The sequence below is a fragment of the Paenibacillus agaridevorans genome, assembly GCF_018604145.1.
In the GTDB taxonomy this organism is placed as follows: domain Bacteria; phylum Bacillota; class Bacilli; order Paenibacillales; family Paenibacillaceae; genus Pristimantibacillus; species Pristimantibacillus agaridevorans.
Window position 1 is genome coordinate 7,207,955 of sequence record NZ_CP075889.1, and the last position, 18,124, is coordinate 7,226,078.

The following is an 18,124-nucleotide window of genomic DNA, read 5'->3' on the forward strand; positions in this document are numbered from 1 at the left end:
TTATTAGGAAAATTCGTTAAGCTGCGAAAACATTATCCTGTGAAAGATAAGAAAAAATCTCATCCATAACAAACCGTTTCTTTTTGTTTACTTAGAGTTAAATTATACTCTTACTTGACGATCAGCCTGATCTCGCCGCTGAGATAATGAAGCGCTTCGAACGATTGCGAAGCGGATCGGATAGCATCAGCCGCCCAGTGGGAGGATGGTACGTCGGACCAGTCCAGCCTGTCCTCCGTAAGTGATGGACGTCCAAGCACGCGGTTCAGCACTGTGACCGCCTCAGCACGCGTCACGCCGGCATCAGGACGGAAGCTGCCGTCTGTGTAACCAACCAGCCAGCCTTCCCGCTCGGCGGAGGCAATTGCCGTGGAAGCCCAGTGGGAATCCGCATCGGCAAAATCAGTATGCCCGATTGCCTGCACCTCGCGCCACCGCACAAGCACGGCAGCCAGCTCCGCTCGCGTCAGCGGATCACCAGGACGGAACAAGCCGTTCGATCCCCCGCCCATCCAACCGGCAGCAGTTACATAGTCGATAGCCTCAGCCGCCCAGTGCGTATGCGGCACATCGCCGTAATCAGCAGCAGCTGCCTCGCCGCTCTTAGTATCGGCTTCTAACGTAGATAACTTCATGAGAAGAGCCGCTAACTCCGCCCGCATTATAGTATGCGAAGGAGCGAAGCTGCCGTCAGGATAACCGTTAATGTAGCGATCATACTTGACAGCTAGAGGCTCAGCTTGCAGCACCATCACGCGGCCTGAAGCATTGGCGTCAACCACAATATCTGATGCGTGTCCTTGCGAATCGTAGCGGACTGTGCCGGCTGAGATTGTTTTGTAATCGTCGTCGATTTCCGAGTAGACAGCAAGCTTGCGCAGCGCTGTGGCGTCAAGTCCTTCCGGCAACGGCATTACCAATCGACCACTGTCAGCTGTGCTTGCTGCATTTGTTGTCCAAGCAACAGGAACGCCCACAGGCTTCAGTTGCCACTCTTTAGTGAGGGCGGCAGTCGCGCCGTTGAGCAGTTGGTTAGCGTCCTTTGACTGGCGCAGCGACTTTAGTTGCACAATCAGCTCGCCGCCCCCGTTAGCCGCAAATCCGGCTGGCAGTTCATATATAGCGTCGCCACTATCCAAAGTAAGCCTAATGCCTTTTTCCTTCAGTTGTGACTGCACCTTTGCCGACAGCGTAAGTGTAACCGCATCAATCTGTGGAGCGGCTTCGCCATTTGGTTCAATACGCAGCTCATTCTCGCCGTTTGTCCCCGCAAGAGCGGCGATTGCTGTCGCATCGTCAAGCTTCAGGCCATACATAATCATGCCATCGGGACCTCTGGTAATTGTTTCATTCAGCCCCGTTGTAAGCTTGCCGTTCAGTTCAGCAACAAACACACTTTTTTGCACGCTTCCGGAGGACACCCTCTTTTCGCGGGTAGCTTCAATGGTGTATGTCCGTGTTACGGAAGCAAGCTGAGCGGTCACCACAATACGAATCGTATTTGCGCCGGGAAGAAGCGTAACCGAAGCCGAATCGCCGGCGGCAATGGGATTGCCGTCAACGGTAACAGAGGCCGATTCGTCAGCAGCCTCGGCTGTCAACATGATCGATTGTACATCACTGCCGACTTGCAGCGCATAATGCAGCTGTTCGGAATCGAAAGTCGGAGAAATCAACAGCTCCTCTTCGACGTTTAACGCGATGAGCTCCGCAAGTGCTGCATTCGTACTCCGAATATTGTCAACTTGTATCTTCTCTAAAGCTTCGTTGCCGGCAATATCCCGAACGTAGACGGTGTATATTCCGTTCGTCGTCACCTCGAACTGCATCTCTTCCGTAATATCGTCGCTTATCCCTTCACGGAAAAAGCCGGTTGGCAAATCGCCCGGTGCCCACAACATAACGTCAATCGCATTGCCCGCGCCTACGGCAGCGGCTTCCACTGCTACGGAAACTTTATTGCCAACAGGCGCGGTCGTCCCGGGACGCAGCAGCACCGTAGGAACGTCGTTCATGATGTTCGTCACGCTAATCTGACGAAGCGTTTTATTACCCGCATTGTCGTAAGCAATAACCGTGTATGTTCCATTCGATTCGACGGTAAATTCGTCGTCCTCGACCTCGCTGGAAGGCCACGGACTATCAAAATTCGGTTCCGTTGCAGACCATCTCACATAACGGAGGCCGCTGTCAGAATCCTCCGCAGTCACCGTGATCGTAACGTGATGGTTAGTCGGAGCGGTAACGTCCGGCGTCAGCGTCAGCGTAGGTGCTGTAAGGTCAATATTGGTTATATCTATAACCGTTATTTTCTCGTTGCCAACCGTATCTCGTGCATAAACCGTATAGGGTCCATTGTCGCTCGCTTCGAATGCCTGATCGGCAAGAACGTCCTGACCGCCACCGTCAGTAAAATACGCGATCTCCTGGTTGCCTTCGGCCCAGAGGAGCGCAACAAGAGCGTTGCCTTCATCCTCCCCATCGGCTTGTGCTTCAATCTCTACCATTACCGTATCATTCGTCGGCGTCTCCGGGTAAGCCGTCAGCGTTAGTTCAGGCCCCGTCTTGAATAGATTTGACACGGTAATGGTCGTTATCGCATAATTGCCGGCCGTATCTTCGACATATACTGAATACGTACCGTTTGCGGTTGCATCAAATTGATCGGTAAACGAGGTTCCGTTCCCCGATTGAAAAAACGACGCACTCTGCAAGCCGGCAGCCCATAGCTGCTTGTTTATGGCAACATCATCGGCAACCGTCGCCGTCACTTCAATATCGGCATTCGTCGGCGCGGTCGTACTCGCCGCAAGCGATACGGTCGGATTTGTACGGTCAATGTTCGAGACGGTTATGAAAAACATAGTAGGGTTGCCGAGCAGATCCTGCGCAAATACCGTATAGGATCCGTTAGCTGCCGCCGTAAAGCTTCCCGTAAACGTCGTTCCTTGGGTGAGGAGATAATTTCCCGATTGCACGCCTGGCGCCCACTTCATCAGTCCAACACCGATTCCTGCCTCGTTCGCCGTAACCTGTACCGTCACATCCTCATTTGTCGCGCCTGCGGGAGACAGCGAATAGGAAAGGACTGGCGCCGTTTGGTCTACGATGAAGGATGAACCGTCCGTCGTGCTGTCCTGTACCTGTCCCGGCACCCCTTCCAGCGAATAGAACGCAGCGGATACTGACAAATTTCCATCAGGAACTTGTGATGTGGTTATTGTAAGGACGGCGTTCCAACTTGTGCCGCTTCCCGCTACCGGCATATTATTGCCGGCCATCTCCAGAACAGGTCTCGCAATCGGAATATCCGTATGCAGCGTAAGAATGACCGCATTGCCGTTTTTCACATAACCGTCTTGACCGTTAAAGGAGGTGAGCTCCAACGAAATAACGGACGGAATGGCACGCGCAAGCGTGTATGTCGTATACGTCTCGTTGGTAATTTGATTCCAACCATCGTTAAATGAAACGATCGTCGCCCATAAAGCGTTGGACGGAATGTCCAGCGCATTCGTGGCGGTCAGAACATCGGTTCCGTTAACGGAATAATGATAAACCGGACTTTCAATGGGTACCCACGAAAGTTGAAATGAAGAAATCGTGACCCAAGCCGCCGTTGGCGGAATACTCATCGGGTCGGTTGTATCATCAATTTCACCAAAGTTGCTATAAGTATACACTTCGTTCGAGCTATTGCCCCAGCCGGTATCATTAATGTTGGAAGGCGTAATCCAATCGGCATCGGACGGAGGAGACGCGCTTTGCTGCACAACGCCGCCCGAGCTGAACGTGTATTCCGTGATGTAGCCGTCATAAACATTGTTGTACACATTCTGAAAGCCGGTCATGACTTTTCCTGTAACAACAGCTGCGGCGCTAACAGGAATAACCATAATGGCTGTTGCCAGCGATCCAATTAGCGGCAGCAGCAGCGTAACGGCTGCCAGCGTAGAGAGTAAGCTTCTTTTTTGCATTCGGATATTCCTTTCGTTTGTGAAATATTGCACTTTAAATTGCTTCTAACTTCAACAAGATTAATGCACCGCGCTGTAGAAAACGATTACCCATTTGGGGTATTTTTTCGTTTAATCCGTATTTCTAGCGCAAATATACCTCAAAGGAGGTATGGAATAGCCTGTATCTCTTCTTTAATATAGAAAAACAAAGACATGGACAAGGAAGGAAATGGCGATCGGATGGAAAATGCATTAATTGCTTTGGTCTTCATGATTATTTTTACCTTTGTTGTTTACGCAGGGTCATGGCTGCAAGGAACTACCTTCACACGAAAGTTTTCAAAATGGTATTTTATTGTCATGCTAAGCGCGACCGTAGTTGTTACGATCGTCACCTTCGTCTTAAGCATCGGCGAGTAGACCCATCGAAAGCAATAAAAAGCCAGCGCCGGGAATTTGGCGCTGGCTTTTTATTGCTTCCTCCATGACTAGAAGGTATTCTCATCCCGTAAATCGACAATTTACATCGTTAACCACTGGCGATAAACTAGTTTATGAGGAATATTCAGTCATATCCCACAAACAACAAACCCTCATTTTTCGAATATATGCCCAGATTGCTCGAAGGATGGTTTTATAGATGTCGAATGTCCCTAGTTCCCACAACAGGCCAGAACCGCCCATTCACCTGCCCTTTATTACGTTAAGCGAACGGTTAAACACACGGCCCAAGATGCCTTCGGACCAATTTCTGCCGCTCGCCCGCGCAATGGCTGCCGCGCTTGCCGCAAGCAGCGAGCAAGGCTGTCCGCTGCCCGATTTGCGGCCGGATACCATTGCAATTACCGCAAGCGGCGAAGTCCGGCTTATGCAGCCTGAACGCAGCGGACCGCCGAGCGAAGCCGACTGGCCTTTTTGCTCCCCTGAGCGTACCGGCCGCATGAGGCGGCAGGAGGATGAGCGCAGCTCCCTGTATTCATTAGGCGTTATTTTCTATGAAATGCTTGCAGGTGAGCGGCCTTTTACGGCGGATGATCCGCTGGAGTGGACGTATATGCACCTGGCGCAAAGCCCTCTTTCCCTTTGCGCGTGTCTTCCAGAGCTGCCGGCGTCACTGGATCAGCTCGTGCTGAAGCTGCTGGATAAAAATCCGGACAACCGGTTTGCTTCTTCGGAAAGCCTGCTGGCGGCGCTTGAAGGCTGTGGACAAGCAAATCCGGCTCAGCACGGAGCGCCCGGATTTTACGGTCGGGAATCCGAAGCCGTTCAGCTCGAGCAAGCGTTTCGTTCCGTTTGTCTTGGTTCGTCCGAGGCGGTGTACGTATACGGAGAGGCCGGCATTGGAAAAACGCGGCTAATTGAGGAAACGTTCCGTGACGGCAAGCTGGCCGACTCCTATTATTTTATTTCCGGCAAATTCGAGCAGCTTGCCGCAGGCGTTCCTTATGAGCCAATCGTCAAAGCGTTTAGCGGTCTAATACGCCGACTGCTTGGCGAATCGGAAGCCTTCGTTGAAGCTTTGCGCGTTAAGCTGACACGGACAATCGGCAGTGTTGCCGGCGTCATTACCGCCCTTATTCCCGAAGCCCGCCTGCTGCTTGGAACCGCCGACGGAAGCGAAGAGGAACTGCCTACGGCAGAAGCGCGCAAACGATTTCTTTATGCGTTCCGCCGCTTTGCGCAGGCGCTTGCGGCCAAGGAGCATCCCCTTGTGCTGTTTATTGACGATTTGCAGTGGGCGGATGCCTCCTCCCTGCAGCTGCTTGATGCGTTAATTCGCGATCCGGAATGCCAATACTTGTTGCTCGTCGGCTCCTATCGCCCCGATCTCGACCCTTCGATCAAGCTCCCAGGCTTAAGCAATCAAGGAAGCGCATCGGAACAAACCGCCGTCATACAAATTCAGCTTTCTCCGCTGCCTATGACGACATTGAACCGGCTGGCGGCAGATATGCTCGGCGCGGATGAGCAACAGACGCAACCGCTGAGTACAGCTATTGCCACGCGTACCGGCGGCAATCTGTTCCACTTTAAGCAACTGCTGCTCCGATTGCGCGACGAACGTCGGTTGCAGTTTCAGCTGGACAAAAATATGTGGCAATGGCAGCTAGACTCTATCCCTGTTGATGAAGCGGAATACGAGATCGGCGGTCTTCTGGAGTATCGTTTGGGCCTGCTTCCGCAAGCTGCCTTATTACTGGTGGAGGCCGCATCCTGCATTGGCTTCCTGTTCAATACCTATCTTGCTGCGCAAGTATGCGGGCGATCAGCGGAAGACCACATGACAGTGTGGCATTCGATGGAAGTCGAAGGACTGGTTGTGACACAGCCCGATGGGAGCGCCCGCTTCGCCCATGACAGTATTCAAAAGCTAATTTACAGCCGTATCGGCGAAGCAAAGCGTCGGCAGCTCCATCTAGCGATTGGACGAGCTCTCTCCGCTGGCAGCGAAGACGCAGGCTACGGCAATGAGCGTCTGTTCGAGCAGGCGCTGCATATGAATCGAGGGGCGGAACTGCTTCGCGGCGACGAAGAAAGGCTATCGCTCGCGGTACTGAATTTGAAAGCCGGCAATCACGCCTTGTCTTCTTCGGCCTATGACGCCGCGCTCGGATATTTCCGCAACGGCAGCTCGCTGCTGGAGGAGCAGCACTGGAACAACCGCTTTGAATTATGCTTTGCGCTGCACGCCCGTTTGGCGGAAAGCGCCTATCTGTGCGGCCAGGCGGAAGATTCGCTGGAGCGAATCGAAAGTTTGCTTGCACGGGCGCGCAACCCGATTGAACGCAGCCGCATTCGAATGATCCGTATTATGCAACTCATTAATCAAGGCAAATATGCCGAAGGAACGGCGCTAGGACTGCAAAGCTTGGCTGAATTGGGTATTCGTCTATCTTCTAACCCGGGACCGATGCGGCTTCTAACCGAGAAATGGAAAACAAACTGGATGCTGTTGCGCTCGCGGAAACAATTGCACATGCTGCCGGAGATGACCGATCCTCGGCTATCCGCTTCATTAGACCAAATTGCGGCGATTGTGCCATCCAGCTTCTTTACGGATAAAAAAATCTTCTTTCTGCTAACGAGCCGCGCGCTGAGGGTGTCGCTGCGTGGCGGCCAATCGCCGCTTACAGCGGTCGTCTTCTCCGCTTACGGTATGCTTGCGGAAACCGCTTGGCGCAATCACGAACAAGCCCAGAGACTCGGGGGGCTGGGCATCCAACTCGCCGAAAGCGGCGGCATGGCATCGGCCAGCAGCATGGCATTCACGATGTACAGCGCAGTCAGCAGCATCTTTGCCGGGGATGCACGCGAAACCGACCGATACTTGCCGCAGGCGATGCGCCACGGCATGAATGCCGGGAATTATATTTTTGCCAGCTACGCAATGGGCGGTCACGTCAATTCTCTGTATACACGCAGCTCGCTTAGCGAAATGGCGCGCGTGATCGCCGAATACATGACCGTGCTGGAGACGACAAAGGACGAATTCGTGCAGCAAAACTTCTATTTGTATGAGCAATGGATCGCTGCGCTGCAGGGAAGAACGGAATCGCCGATTTCCTTCAACGATGGTTATTTTTCGGAAGAGACGTTTCTCGCCCGTATCGGACAAGAAGAAACAGCTGCAACGACGCTTTACCAATACAGCACGTACAAAGCGCAATTGTTCTGCCTAGAGGGACGCTACAAGGAAGCCGAGGGATGGAGTGCCAAAGCGAGGCCGCACGAGCCGTATGCAACCCATCTTCCGCATTTGCCGGAATGCTGCTTCTACGAAGCGCTCTCCATGATCGGCTCCTGCACAGCCGAGGGACGGGCGCCGCAGCGCGGCAAAGCTGTCCGCATTCAAAAGCTGCTGCGCCGTTTCCGCCGATTCGCGGAAGGCAGCGAGACTAACTTCCGAGCGCGCTGCACGCTGTTGCATGCCGCCTACGCCGAGTCGCGAGGACGAATCAAAGACGCTGAACGGCTGTATGATATGGCCCTTCGGGAAGCCTACGAATACGGCGACCTGCGCGTTAAGGCTCTCGGCGGCGAGCTCGCCGGACGATTCTATGAGCGCAGCGGACGGGATGCGGCCGCTTATCATTATAATCGGATAGCGCTTGAAGGCTATACGGAATGGGAGCTGCCTGGGAAGATTGCGCAGCTCAACAATAAACAGAGCGGAAATCGGAACGAGCAGAAGCGGCAAGCCGGCCAAGACAGTCTGCACGACACACAATTAACGCCCATCAAAGCTGCAGCGGCTACCGATAAGCAGAAACGCTCCGCCTCCGATCTCGAGGCCGAACTGGCTGCCATCCTGCGGGCAACTCGCGTCATTACCGGACGCGACAGCGCGGATGCTATGCTTGCCGAGCTGTTGACGGTCATTATGACGTATGCCGGCGCCGGCACAGGTGCTTTGCTGTCGGCGAACGACGGCGATTTGCGGATCCATGTGTACGCTGAGCCGAATGAAGCTCCTGTCGCCGCCGAGCGAAAGCTGCAAGGCAGCCCGCTGCTGCCTGAGGGCATTGTCCGCTACGTTTACCGGACGCAAGAGACTGTTGTGTATAACGGAGAGCCGGACAGCTGGGTCACTCGCAACCCATACATGGCGCAGCATTGCCCTCAGTCCATGCTTTGCATGCCCGTCAAGATCCACGGCACGCTGCTCGGCGTACTCTTTCTGGAGAATCGCCTTGCGACCGGCGTACTCGATGCGGCACAAACCGGCGTGCTGTTAGCAATGGCCTCGCAAGCGCTAATGATGTGTGTGTTGCGCCAGTCTTCCGCGAATGAAGCTTCCGCCGTGAATAGCAATGCAGAAGCAATGCCAGAGCAAACTGATGCGATAGAAGAGCCATTGACCGAGCGCGAGTTAGAAGTGCTGGCGTTGCTTGCAGCAGGGCTCTCCAACAAAGAAATAGCGGAACGTCTGGTCATTGCGGCAGGCACAGTCAAAGTGCATGTGAAGCATATATTCGCCAAGCTTAAGGTGAACCGCCGAACAAAAGCCATCATGCAAGCGAAAGAGCTGAAGCTGCTTGATTAGCACTTGAACAAGACCAGACCCGTAATCCGACGCAAAAAACAAGGAGATTATTATTGCAGTATTTTCAGTTCATACTACTTGTTACGATAGGTTGCTGCCTTTTTCAATACAGGCGGGTGCCCTATCGTATCTGGAGAGTGGGCGAACTGCTTTCGTAATTCATTCAATCATATTTATGCCCCAAGTTATTAATCCTAACGCAAAGAAAATATCATAAGCAAACGATTGCCATTAGACAGGTAAACAAACATTTGTGAAAGCCGAGGTTATTACTTGGCTTAAGAAATTGGATGGAATACTAACTAATACTCTGTATCACGAATGGGAGGAAAGGAACAAGGAGTTAAAAAGGAAGAGTAAGTAACGCGGTACCCCTCAACACCAGTTTAGTACAGATTCAAGCAATAACATATTAAGCTATCGGGAGTTGTTAGTTCAATGTAAGAGCGGCAGCCCAGGACTTTGCTCGTCCTGGGCTGTCGCTTTTTTTATACAAAAGGTTGCTCGTGGAACGATAATTTGAAAAGCCGCTTAACCCTTTATGATCTTATGTAAGTAAGAAGGTTCTTAATGAACGGTGACTTGGCTTTAATAATGTACACTCATAAGTTATAATGACCAAAGATGAAAAGACTAGGAGATGATATAAATGCCACTCTCTTGTGGTATCGTCGGTTTGCCGAACGTCGGCAAGTCGACTCTGTTTAACGCGATTACGCAGGCGGGCGCGGAGTCCGCGAACTACCCGTTCTGTACGATCGATCCGAACGTCGGCGTTGTTGAAGTGCCGGACGAGCGTCTGAACAAGCTGGTAGAGCTGGTTGTGCCAAAGAGCATCGTACCGACTGCGTTCGAGTTCGTTGATATTGCGGGTCTGGTTGCCGGCGCGAGCAAAGGCGAAGGACTTGGCAACAAGTTCCTGGCTCATATTCGCGAGGTGGATGCGATTGTTCACGTCGTTCGCTGCTTCCAGGATGAGAATATTACGCACGTAGCTGGCAAAGTAGATCCCATCAGCGACATTACAACGATCAACCTGGAGCTTATCCTCGCGGATCTGGATTCCGTCGAGAAGAAGATCGAGCGTTCCCGCAAAAACCTCAAATCCGGCGACAAGAAGGTCGCTCAAGAGGTTGAGTTATTGGAGCGTATAAAGGAAACTCTTTATAACGACAAGCCGGTTCGCAGCATGGAGTTGACGGACGACGAGAAGCTGCTTGTCCGCGATCTTCACTTGCTTACGATGAAGCCGGTGCTTTACGCGACGAACGTCAGCGAAGAAGAGGCGGCCGACACGGACGGCAACGAATACGTTCAGATCGTCCGCAAATTCGCTGCAGAAGAAGGCGCGGAAGTCGTGCCGATCAGCGCAAAGGTTGAATCCGAGATCGCCGAGCTGGAAGGCGACGACAAAGCGATGTTCCTGGAAGAGCTCGGCATGGCGGAATCCGGTCTGAATCGTCTTATCAGCGCGGCATACAAGCTGCTGGGTCTCTACACTTACTTCACTGCCGGCGTGCAGGAAGTGCGCGCATGGACAATCCGTCAAGGAACCAAAGCTCCGCAGGCAGCGGGTGTTATCCATACCGACTTCGAACGCGGATTCATCCGGGCGGAAGTTGTGTCCTTCGAGGATCTCGCCGCGGCGGGTTCCATGGGAGCGGTTCGCGAGAAAGGCCAGCTTCGCCTGGAGGGCAAGGAATACGTTGTGCGCGACGGCGATGTCATGCATTTCCGTTTCAACGTGTAAGGAAGCGGGGATGAACGGATCCCTACGGCTCTAATCACAGCAAACATTTAGTATGAAACATGATTAATCAGTTTATGAGTGCGGATAATGCCTTGCATGCTATGTGGGAAACCATTCCATTAACGTCCAAATCGGCCAGAACGGTGCGATTTGGGCGTTTTTTGCTTGTTTTGAGCATGATGTGGACAAGATGTGCACATACTGTGCACACGCTGTGGATAAAACGGCAGTTAAATGTGGATAAAACAGGTAGTTTTGTGGACAAGCTGTGATTAACTAAATGAGGATAGAGATTGAATGGATGTAAAAGTAAACCATATCGATCGAGACGCACGATATGTTATACTAAAGAATAATCTAAAGGAAATTAAACCGAGGTGACGAACGTGTTTGACCGTTTACAAGCACTGGCCGACCGATATGAGAAGCTGAGCGAGCTGCTGTGCGATCCGGATGTATCCAGCGATCCCAAGCGGCTGAGAGAGCTGTCAAAGGAACAGTCGGATTTACAAGAAGCGTATGAAACTTATACGGAATATAGGCAGGTCTCGGAACATTTGGAGGACGCCAAGCAGATGCTGGGCGAAAAGCTCGATGACGAGATGCGCGAGATGGTAAAAATGGAGATCGAGGAATTGACTCCGCTCAAAGAGGAGCTGGAGGAGAAAATGCGTATCGTCCTGCTGCCGAAGGATCCCAACGATGACAAAAACGTTATCGTCGAGATTCGCGGCGCGGCCGGCGGCGACGAAGCTGCGTTGTTCGCGTATGATCTCTATCGCATGTACACGAAGTTTGCGGATACCCAGGGCTGGCGTACGGAACTGATGGATTTCAGCGAAAACGATTTGGGCGGATTCAAAGAGGTTATCTTCATGATCAATGGCAAAGGCGCGTACAGCAAGATGAAGTACGAAAGCGGCGCGCATCGCGTTCAGCGCATTCCGGTAACGGAATCCGGCGGACGCATCCATACATCGACGTCGACGGTTGCGGTTATGCCGGAAGTAGAGGATGTCGAGATCGAGATCCTCGACAAGGACATTCGAATCGACACCTTCTGCTCCAGCGGCGCCGGCGGGCAGTCCGTCAACACGACGAAGTCGGCTGTGCGAGTGCTTCACGTGCCGACAGGCATTATGGCGACATGTCAGGACGGCAAGTCCCAGAACGACAACAAGGCGAAGGCGCTTCAAGTTTTGCGCGCGCGGATTTATGATATTAAGCGCCAAGAGGAAGAAGCAAAGTATGCCGGCGAGCGCAAGAGCAAGGTCGGCACTGGCGACCGGAGCGAACGGATTCGCACGTACAACTTCCCGCAAAGCCGCGTAACGGACCACCGCATCAACTTGACGCTTCACAAGCTGGATTCCGTCATGAACGGCGACATGAACGAAATTATTTCGTCGCTGACGATCGCGGAGCAAGCCGAGCTGTTGGAGCGCGAGACGATGGGCATCTAATTGCCCAAGACAATACGAGGCAACGACAAGCCGGATGAACGCCGCCAGAAGCAAGTAGCTGTCGCGGCGGTTCATCCTTTTTTGTGCTGGTAGTCTGCGCGCTAACGGACTTGAGCGATGCTGTAATTGTGCAAAGTTGAAATTGCGGGCAAGTGTCCGTCAAGAAATGAACGGAAGCAACTGTAACGGAAATCAATGGCGTTATTTCAGCAAAAAGCAGCATTTCGCAAATCTAATGGAACTGACAGCCTTTATAGTGGGCAATAGTCCGCGGTTTGCCTGGATTTCTCGCCAATAACGTCGCAGGGTTCCGTTAGATTTTAAAATCACGCCAAAAGATCCATATAAGGGCCCCCATTTCCTTAACAGGTTGGCGATGATTGATTGCAGCAGCTTCATTTCCAGTTCTGCGCACAATGAATCGATGGCCTCCTGAGAGACGTTATTGAGACAAAATTCTCGGGTTTGGACGAAGTGCGGAATGCGGCGGTACGAGATAAATGGAAGGGGAGTGGCGGCAATGGGGCAAGAGACGCATGCGGACGAACGGTGGTATGAGCTGCCGATGACGCTCAGGCAAGCTTGCGTGAAGGCGGGAGCTTGGCTTAAAGCGAACGGAGTCGAGGATGGGCGCAGCCATGCGGAGCGACTGCTCCTGCATGTACTGGAGATGGACCGCGCGGCGCTACTGCTCGCCTGGAACGAACTCCTACCCTCGGACAAGGGGGAGGAGTGGCAGGCGCTGGTATGCCGCCGCGCGACGGGCGAGCCGCTCCAGTACGTGATCGGCGAAGAGTGGTTCTACAGCCGGCCGTTCGCGGTGACGCCGGCCGTGCTGATTCCGCGCCCCGAGACGGAGCTGCTCGTCGAGGGCGTGCTGGCGGCCGCCGAGCGGCTGTGGCCGGCGGAGCTGGCCGGCGCCCTGCCCGAGTCTGCGGGCAGCGGCGGAGTGCAGGGGCTGCCCGAGTCTGTTGGCGGCGGCAGGGCACAGGGACTGCCCGAGTCTGCGGGCAGCGGCAAAGCGCAGGAGCTGCCCAAGTCTGCGGGCAGCGGAAGAGCGCAAGGGCTGCCCGAGTCTGCGGGCAGCCCAGAGGCTGACGAGTTGCCGGGTCCCATCGGCAACTCCGGGGCGCGCGCTGCGGCGCCGACGGTCGTCGACGTCGGCACCGGCAGCGGAGCCATCGCCGTGACGCTGGCTGCGCAGCGGCACGACTGGCATGTGAGCGCGTCCGACCTGTCGCCGGACGCGCTGGAAGTCGCCCGCGCAAACGCGGCCCGCCATGGAACGGCGGACCGCGTTACGTTCGTGCAGGGCGACCTGCTGGCTCCCTTTATCGCGTCGGGGAGCCGCATCGACGTGCTCGTGTCCAATCCGCCGTATATTCCGGCGGCGGATATGGACGGGCTGCAGCGCGAAGTGCGGGATTATGAGCCGCATCTCGCGCTGGTCGGCGGTACGGATGGGCTGGATCCATACCGCCGCATGCTGGAGCAGCTGGCGCTGCTCCCGGCGATGCCTCGTATCGTCGCGTTCGAGCTCGGCATCCATCAGCCGCGCATTGTAGCGGAACTCATGCGAAAGATGGGTGCATGGGACGAAGTTTCCATCATCACCGATTACAACGGCATCGAGCGTCATATCGTGGCTGTAAACACAGGCGGATAAGGCAATCACATGTGTGACAGAGACGCGATCTTAGGGCGTGATTTGGCTATTGTAATCATGATGTGAAGTCACTCGATTGGCTCGACCATCCGTATCACTTTGAACACTATCCCATCCTCTCAGTGAACAAGTGACCTCGATTTCTGGGAGTGCTTGCACGAATATATAACTGATATCATCCGCCTGCGAACGTTTTCCCTTCCGCTCAGAAAGTGGAAGCAGGTGAGAACGGACGCATGAGAGTCCCCATAACAATAGCAGAAGCGTCCCGCCAAACCAGCCCATTTGGAGTTGTTGGCAGGGGCGTTTTTTCTCTGTGCTTATCCCCATTTCTCGGAAAGAAAAATAACTGCGTCGCCAAAGATCGATGGCAGGCCGGATCACCTTGTTGGACTTGAAGCCCTCCACTGAACACTTGTTTGAAAAAAATGCATCCTCTGAACGGCCTGGCGAACGCTATCCCATCTACTCAGGAGATTCCCCCTAACAAAGCTTGTACATAGCTCGGAGCGTTCCTTCCACTTTCCCCTCCGAACGTTATCCCGCCAACTCAGGAAATCCCCTCAAACGTTATGTACCAGGCTCGAAGCAACCGTCCCACTCCCCTCAGAACATTATCCCATCTCCTCAAGAATAGTATTGGTAACTAACGTGTGACCAAAATCGGGAAATAAGGCAAGGTGCTATTTTATTCTGAGAAGTGGGGATAGTGAAAAAAGCATCCACAAAACGTGTGAAGCGGCAGAAGCCACTAATGCTCTGATTGCAAATTTTCTCGTCCTGAACAGAGGGGATACCCATCAAAAGCGGATTATTGTTTGGTTAATTCTGAATCCAACCTCCTGAGTAGTGGGGATATTGATCCAAACATGTTAAGCGGCGCGAGATTGTCGGCGGAACGCAACGGGGCTTATGGCGGATAATCCTCTATATTTGAAGGAATAGGCACGTTGAACCATACCATAGATGAGGGCAAGTTTTTTTATAGGAGTGTTCCCCCTTTCAACTTGATACAACGAATGAGATTATATTCAAAAAGTACAAGGTAGGGGAATGAAATGCTTATAAATAAACCGGCAATTATATTGATTACTGGGATTATGGCTAGTGGCAAATCGACAGTCGCACAATTACTTGCGCAACGATTTGATAAATCTGTTCACCTCAGGGGAGATATTTATCGGAAAATGATCGTGAATAACCGAAAGGAAGTGTCCCCTAAGGGCAATGACGACGAACTTGAGCAACTGCGGCTTCGGTATCGGCTCGCTGCCAACGCTGCTGACACCTATTTTAAGGAAGGATTTACTGTCGTTGTACAGGATGTTGTTGTTGGCCGCATGTTGAACGATTTTGTTTCGTTTATTCAAAATCGCCCCTTCTATGTGGTGGTACTCTGTCCCAATTCTGAGGTTGTGGCGGAGCGGGAGGCCATTCGCATTAAAAAAGGTTATGGAATATGGACAGTCTCCGATCTAGACAAAGTATTGCGACAGGAAACTCCCCGAATCGGCATGTGGTTAGATTCATCGGATTTAACCCCGGAAGAAACGGTAACAGAAATATTGAAACGAGCAGGGCATGAGGCGCTCATTACCCCCTAAAATAACTTGCCGTTACAGACAGCGCGGTGAATCGTACCACAAGCAACGGCAAGTTTTTTTCGGGAAATCCCGTTGCGGGCTTGGAAAGGCGCTTTTCCGGGCGTGGGGTTGGGATTGCTCGCTCTTGGCGGGTAAGACAACGCGAACAACCCTCTGGGAGCGTTTTGGGGTTAGAGAATGATTCTGTAGGGGGACTTTTTGATGGTTTTATGATAAAGGATTTTTGTGGAAAAAATTGAATAAGGATAACAGGATCTCGACAGCGTGGTTAATCATGAATCATATGGAAAAGGAGAGGGTACTTTGCAGGAAACAATAGCGATTGATTTGGTAGAAGTGGCGCCTTTCAAGGCATTGGCAGTAAGAACGGGAATGACACCCGACAAGAGCGGGACGCGGGCGGCGTGGAGCAAGCTTACAGCGCAGGTTCCGCTTGACGATGTTCGACTAGCGGATGGGCCGTCAGCATATGTGTTCATTCCACAGGACCAATGGAGCAAAAACGTCGATACGCTTTGGGTCGGACTGGCGGTTCGCGAGTTTGGGGATGTACCGGATGGCATCGAGACTTTGAAGGTAAGCGGAGGGCTTTGTGCGAGCGCCCGTGTCTACGGGGATGAGGCCCATATGTGGCGAGTATATGATGCGATATTTGCATGGCTCGAGCAGTCAACTGATTATGAAATGGATCGGCGCGAAGGCGTGCTCGGGATGGAGACCGTTCCGTTTGAACCGTTGAACGCTCTCACAATCCCTTATTCTGAAATCGAAACATTTAACTTTACAATGTTGTACCCGATTCGCAAGAAGTCGTCGTAAATTTCGACGAAGAACTTGAGTTCAGTAAATTCATGTTAGCTGCAAAGAGAGGCCATCCCAAAAGGATGGCCTTAAAACTTGCCGTTACAGCAGCGCGGCGTGGCTCGTTATAGCGGATTTTTCCACTACAATGGCGGCCCGGATGCTGATTGGCTTGTTCTGAACAGAGGGGATATTCATCAAAGGCGGATCATCGCACCCGCAAGGGGTTGTTCGATGGGACACTTCAGGTTTATCCGCTCGCCACGTTTCCGATTACGCCGGAGCCGTCATGCCTGTCGTAATGGCGATGCGGTTCCAGGCATTGATCGTAACGATCGCCATGAGCAGCTCGCTAAGCTGCTTTTGGTCGAAGTGTTCCGCGGCGTCCGCGTAGACGTCGTCCGGTACATGGTTGCCGGCTACGAGGGTGACGGCTTCCGTCAGCGCCAACGCCGCGCGCTCGGCAGGCGTGAAGTAAGGCGTCTCGCGCCATGCGTTAAGCGTATAGATCCGAATTTCCGTTTCGCCGTTGCGGCGGGCGTCGGTTGCGTGCATATGGAGACAGAAGGCGCAGCCGTTGATTTGCGAAGCGCGTATTTTGACGAGTTCCTTCAGCGTTTTATCCAGACTGGAGCCGGCCAAAAACTTTTCAAGACCGGTCATCGCTGCATAAGCCGCCGGGTTAACCTCGTTTAATACCATTCTTTGTTCCATGCCAATCACTCCTTAGATGGTGTGGCCGACCTGCTTGCATCGGCTTCTGCTATCTAAGACAAGGCAGCATTCCCGTTTGTGACAAAAGACAGCTTATCCGGATTCAAAATAATAAAAATCTTCGAAATCCTGCTCTCTCCATCCCATCCGAAAACCATGACTTTGACCGGAATCCCCTCCCGAATAAGGACGACGCCCGGCTGTCCGCTGACATCCACCGGCAACAGTTCCCCCTCGAGCGCTTGCTTGCGGGCAATGCCCAAAAAGAAGGATGCGACGCGTTCGGCGCCCTCGATAGGATTGATGGCCGCCCGGACTTTGCCCCCGCCGTCGGACAACAGTACGGCGTCATGCGCAAGCATGTTTACAAGCGTGGACGAATTGCCCGTTTCGGCCGCCTGAATAAAGGCTTTGGCGAACGCCCAAGCCTGTTCCTCATGAACGTTCAAGTCTCCCCGCGCGGCTTGTTCGCTGCCGTCAACATTCGCTCCCTGGAGCTTTTCTTTTGCACGGCTGAAAATTTTGCGGCAGTTGGCCGCGGACTTCTGCACGATGCTTGCGATCTCGTCGTAATCGAAGTCCAGCGTCTCGCGCAGCAGGAAGACGGCGCGCTCGACAGCGGACAGCCGCTCCAGCATGACGAGCATGACATAGGTAATGCTCTCCTGCCGCTCGATATAGTCGGCGGGATTGCCGCCGCTGACGGCATCCCTTTGTCCCAGCAGGGCAGGAGCGCCTGAACCGCCGGCAAATCGTACGGCGGGCTCAGGGAGCCATTGCCCGACATACAACTCGCGGCGCTTGCGCGCCGATTGTTTGAGGTTCAGGCACCGATTGGTCACCATCTTGACTAAATAAGCCTTCTCGTGTTCGATTTCGCTGCGGTTTGTCGAGAGCGAGTAATCGGCAAGCGCATCCTGCACGATGTCCTCCGCATCGCCGAGCGAGCCCAGCATCCGGTATGCCAGCGATATCAGCAATGGACGGTACGAAAGGGCCGTCGTCGTATCCAACATCCTTTACTCAACTCCTAGCATCAAGTCTATCATTTTTTCGGAATAATAGGTTTATAGAGGGGCAAGTCGGGACATAATGACGGATAGAGACGTTCCGGAACGCAAGC

At 53.2% G+C, this 18,124-nt stretch carries 10 protein-coding genes; 7 read left to right on the forward strand and 3 right to left on the reverse strand.

Annotation, left to right across the window (positions count from 1 at the left end):
* Positions 1-110: 110 nt before the first annotated feature.
* Positions 111-3,977 (reverse strand): cadherin-like beta sandwich domain-containing protein, encoded by a 3,867-nt coding sequence (locus tag KJW29_RS28990; protein WP_214627249.1) that lies wholly within the window; start codon positions 3,975-3,977, stop codon positions 111-113.
* Positions 3,978-4,172: 195 nt separating this feature from the next.
* On the opposite strand from KJW29_RS28990, the gene KJW29_RS28995 reads away from it, so the two are divergent.
* The 7 genes from KJW29_RS28995 (at position 4,173) to KJW29_RS29025 (ending at position 16,305) form a co-directional block, all read left to right on the forward strand.
* On the forward strand, positions 4,173-4,379 hold the full coding sequence (locus KJW29_RS28995) for a hypothetical protein (RefSeq protein ID WP_214627250.1): 207 nt from the start codon (positions 4,173-4,175) through the stop codon (positions 4,377-4,379).
* Positions 4,380-4,599: 220 nt separating this feature from the next.
* The gene (locus tag KJW29_RS29000) at positions 4,600-9,003 is read left to right on the forward strand and encodes a helix-turn-helix transcriptional regulator (protein ID WP_214627251.1); all 4,404 of its coding nucleotides are present in this window, start codon (positions 4,600-4,602) and stop codon (positions 9,001-9,003) included.
* A gap of 649 nt (positions 9,004-9,652) precedes the next feature.
* Positions 9,653-10,753 (forward strand): redox-regulated ATPase YchF, encoded by a 1,101-nt coding sequence (gene ychF, locus KJW29_RS29005; protein ID WP_214627252.1) that lies wholly within the window; start codon positions 9,653-9,655, stop codon positions 10,751-10,753.
* A gap of 386 nt (positions 10,754-11,139) precedes the next feature.
* Positions 11,140-12,216 (forward strand): peptide chain release factor 1, encoded by a 1,077-nt coding sequence (prfA, locus tag KJW29_RS29010; RefSeq protein WP_214631366.1) that lies wholly within the window; start codon positions 11,140-11,142, stop codon positions 12,214-12,216.
* Positions 12,217-12,697: 481 nt separating this feature from the next.
* The gene (locus tag KJW29_RS29015) at positions 12,698-13,882 is read left to right on the forward strand and encodes a N5-glutamine methyltransferase family protein (RefSeq protein WP_343222700.1); all 1,185 of its coding nucleotides are present in this window, start codon (positions 12,698-12,700) and stop codon (positions 13,880-13,882) included.
* A 1,058-nt stretch (positions 13,883-14,940) separates the two neighbouring features.
* Complete coding sequence (locus tag KJW29_RS29020; RefSeq protein WP_214627253.1) at positions 14,941-15,486, forward strand: AAA family ATPase; 546 nt, start codon at positions 14,941-14,943, stop codon at positions 15,484-15,486.
* Between the two features lie 303 nt (positions 15,487-15,789).
* A complete protein-coding gene (locus tag KJW29_RS29025; protein ID WP_214627254.1) occupies positions 15,790-16,305 on the forward strand; it encodes a GyrI-like domain-containing protein in 516 nt (171 codons plus the stop codon).
* A 255-nt stretch (positions 16,306-16,560) separates the two neighbouring features.
* Here the strand turns inward: KJW29_RS29025 and KJW29_RS29030 are convergent, their stop codons facing one another.
* Together KJW29_RS29030 and KJW29_RS29035 are read right to left on the reverse strand one after the other, a co-directional pair.
* Positions 16,561-17,001, reverse strand: a complete 441-nt coding sequence (locus KJW29_RS29030) for a carboxymuconolactone decarboxylase family protein (RefSeq protein ID WP_214627255.1) — start codon at positions 16,999-17,001, stop codon at positions 16,561-16,563.
* Between the two features lie 53 nt (positions 17,002-17,054).
* Entirely contained in the window at positions 17,055-18,017 is a 963-nt protein-coding gene (locus tag KJW29_RS29035; protein WP_214627256.1) for a sigma-70 family RNA polymerase sigma factor, read from the reverse strand.
* Positions 18,018-18,124 lie beyond the last annotated feature (107 nt).

Bases quoted from the DNA above. Each gene is read 5' to 3' on its own strand.
- KJW29_RS28990 (WP_214627249.1), bottom strand. From the start codon at position 3,977: ATGCAAAAAAGAAGCTTACTCTCTACGCTGGCAGCCGTTACGCTGCTG.
- KJW29_RS28995 (WP_214627250.1), top strand. From the start codon at position 4,173: ATGGACAAGGAAGGAAATGGCGATCGGATGGAAAATGCATTAATTGCT.
- KJW29_RS29000 (WP_214627251.1), top strand. From the start codon at position 4,600: ATGTCGAATGTCCCTAGTTCCCACAACAGGCCAGAACCGCCCATTCAC.
- ychF (WP_214627252.1), top strand. From the start codon at position 9,653: ATGCCACTCTCTTGTGGTATCGTCGGTTTGCCGAACGTCGGCAAGTCG.
- KJW29_RS29015 (WP_343222700.1), top strand. From the start codon at position 12,698: ATGCGGCGGTACGAGATAAATGGAAGGGGAGTGGCGGCAATGGGGCAA.
- KJW29_RS29020 (WP_214627253.1), top strand. From the start codon at position 14,941: ATGCTTATAAATAAACCGGCAATTATATTGATTACTGGGATTATGGCT.
- KJW29_RS29030 (WP_214627255.1), bottom strand. From the start codon at position 17,001: ATGGAACAAAGAATGGTATTAAACGAGGTTAACCCGGCGGCTTATGCA.
- KJW29_RS29035 (WP_214627256.1), bottom strand. From the start codon at position 18,017: ATGTTGGATACGACGACGGCCCTTTCGTACCGTCCATTGCTGATATCG.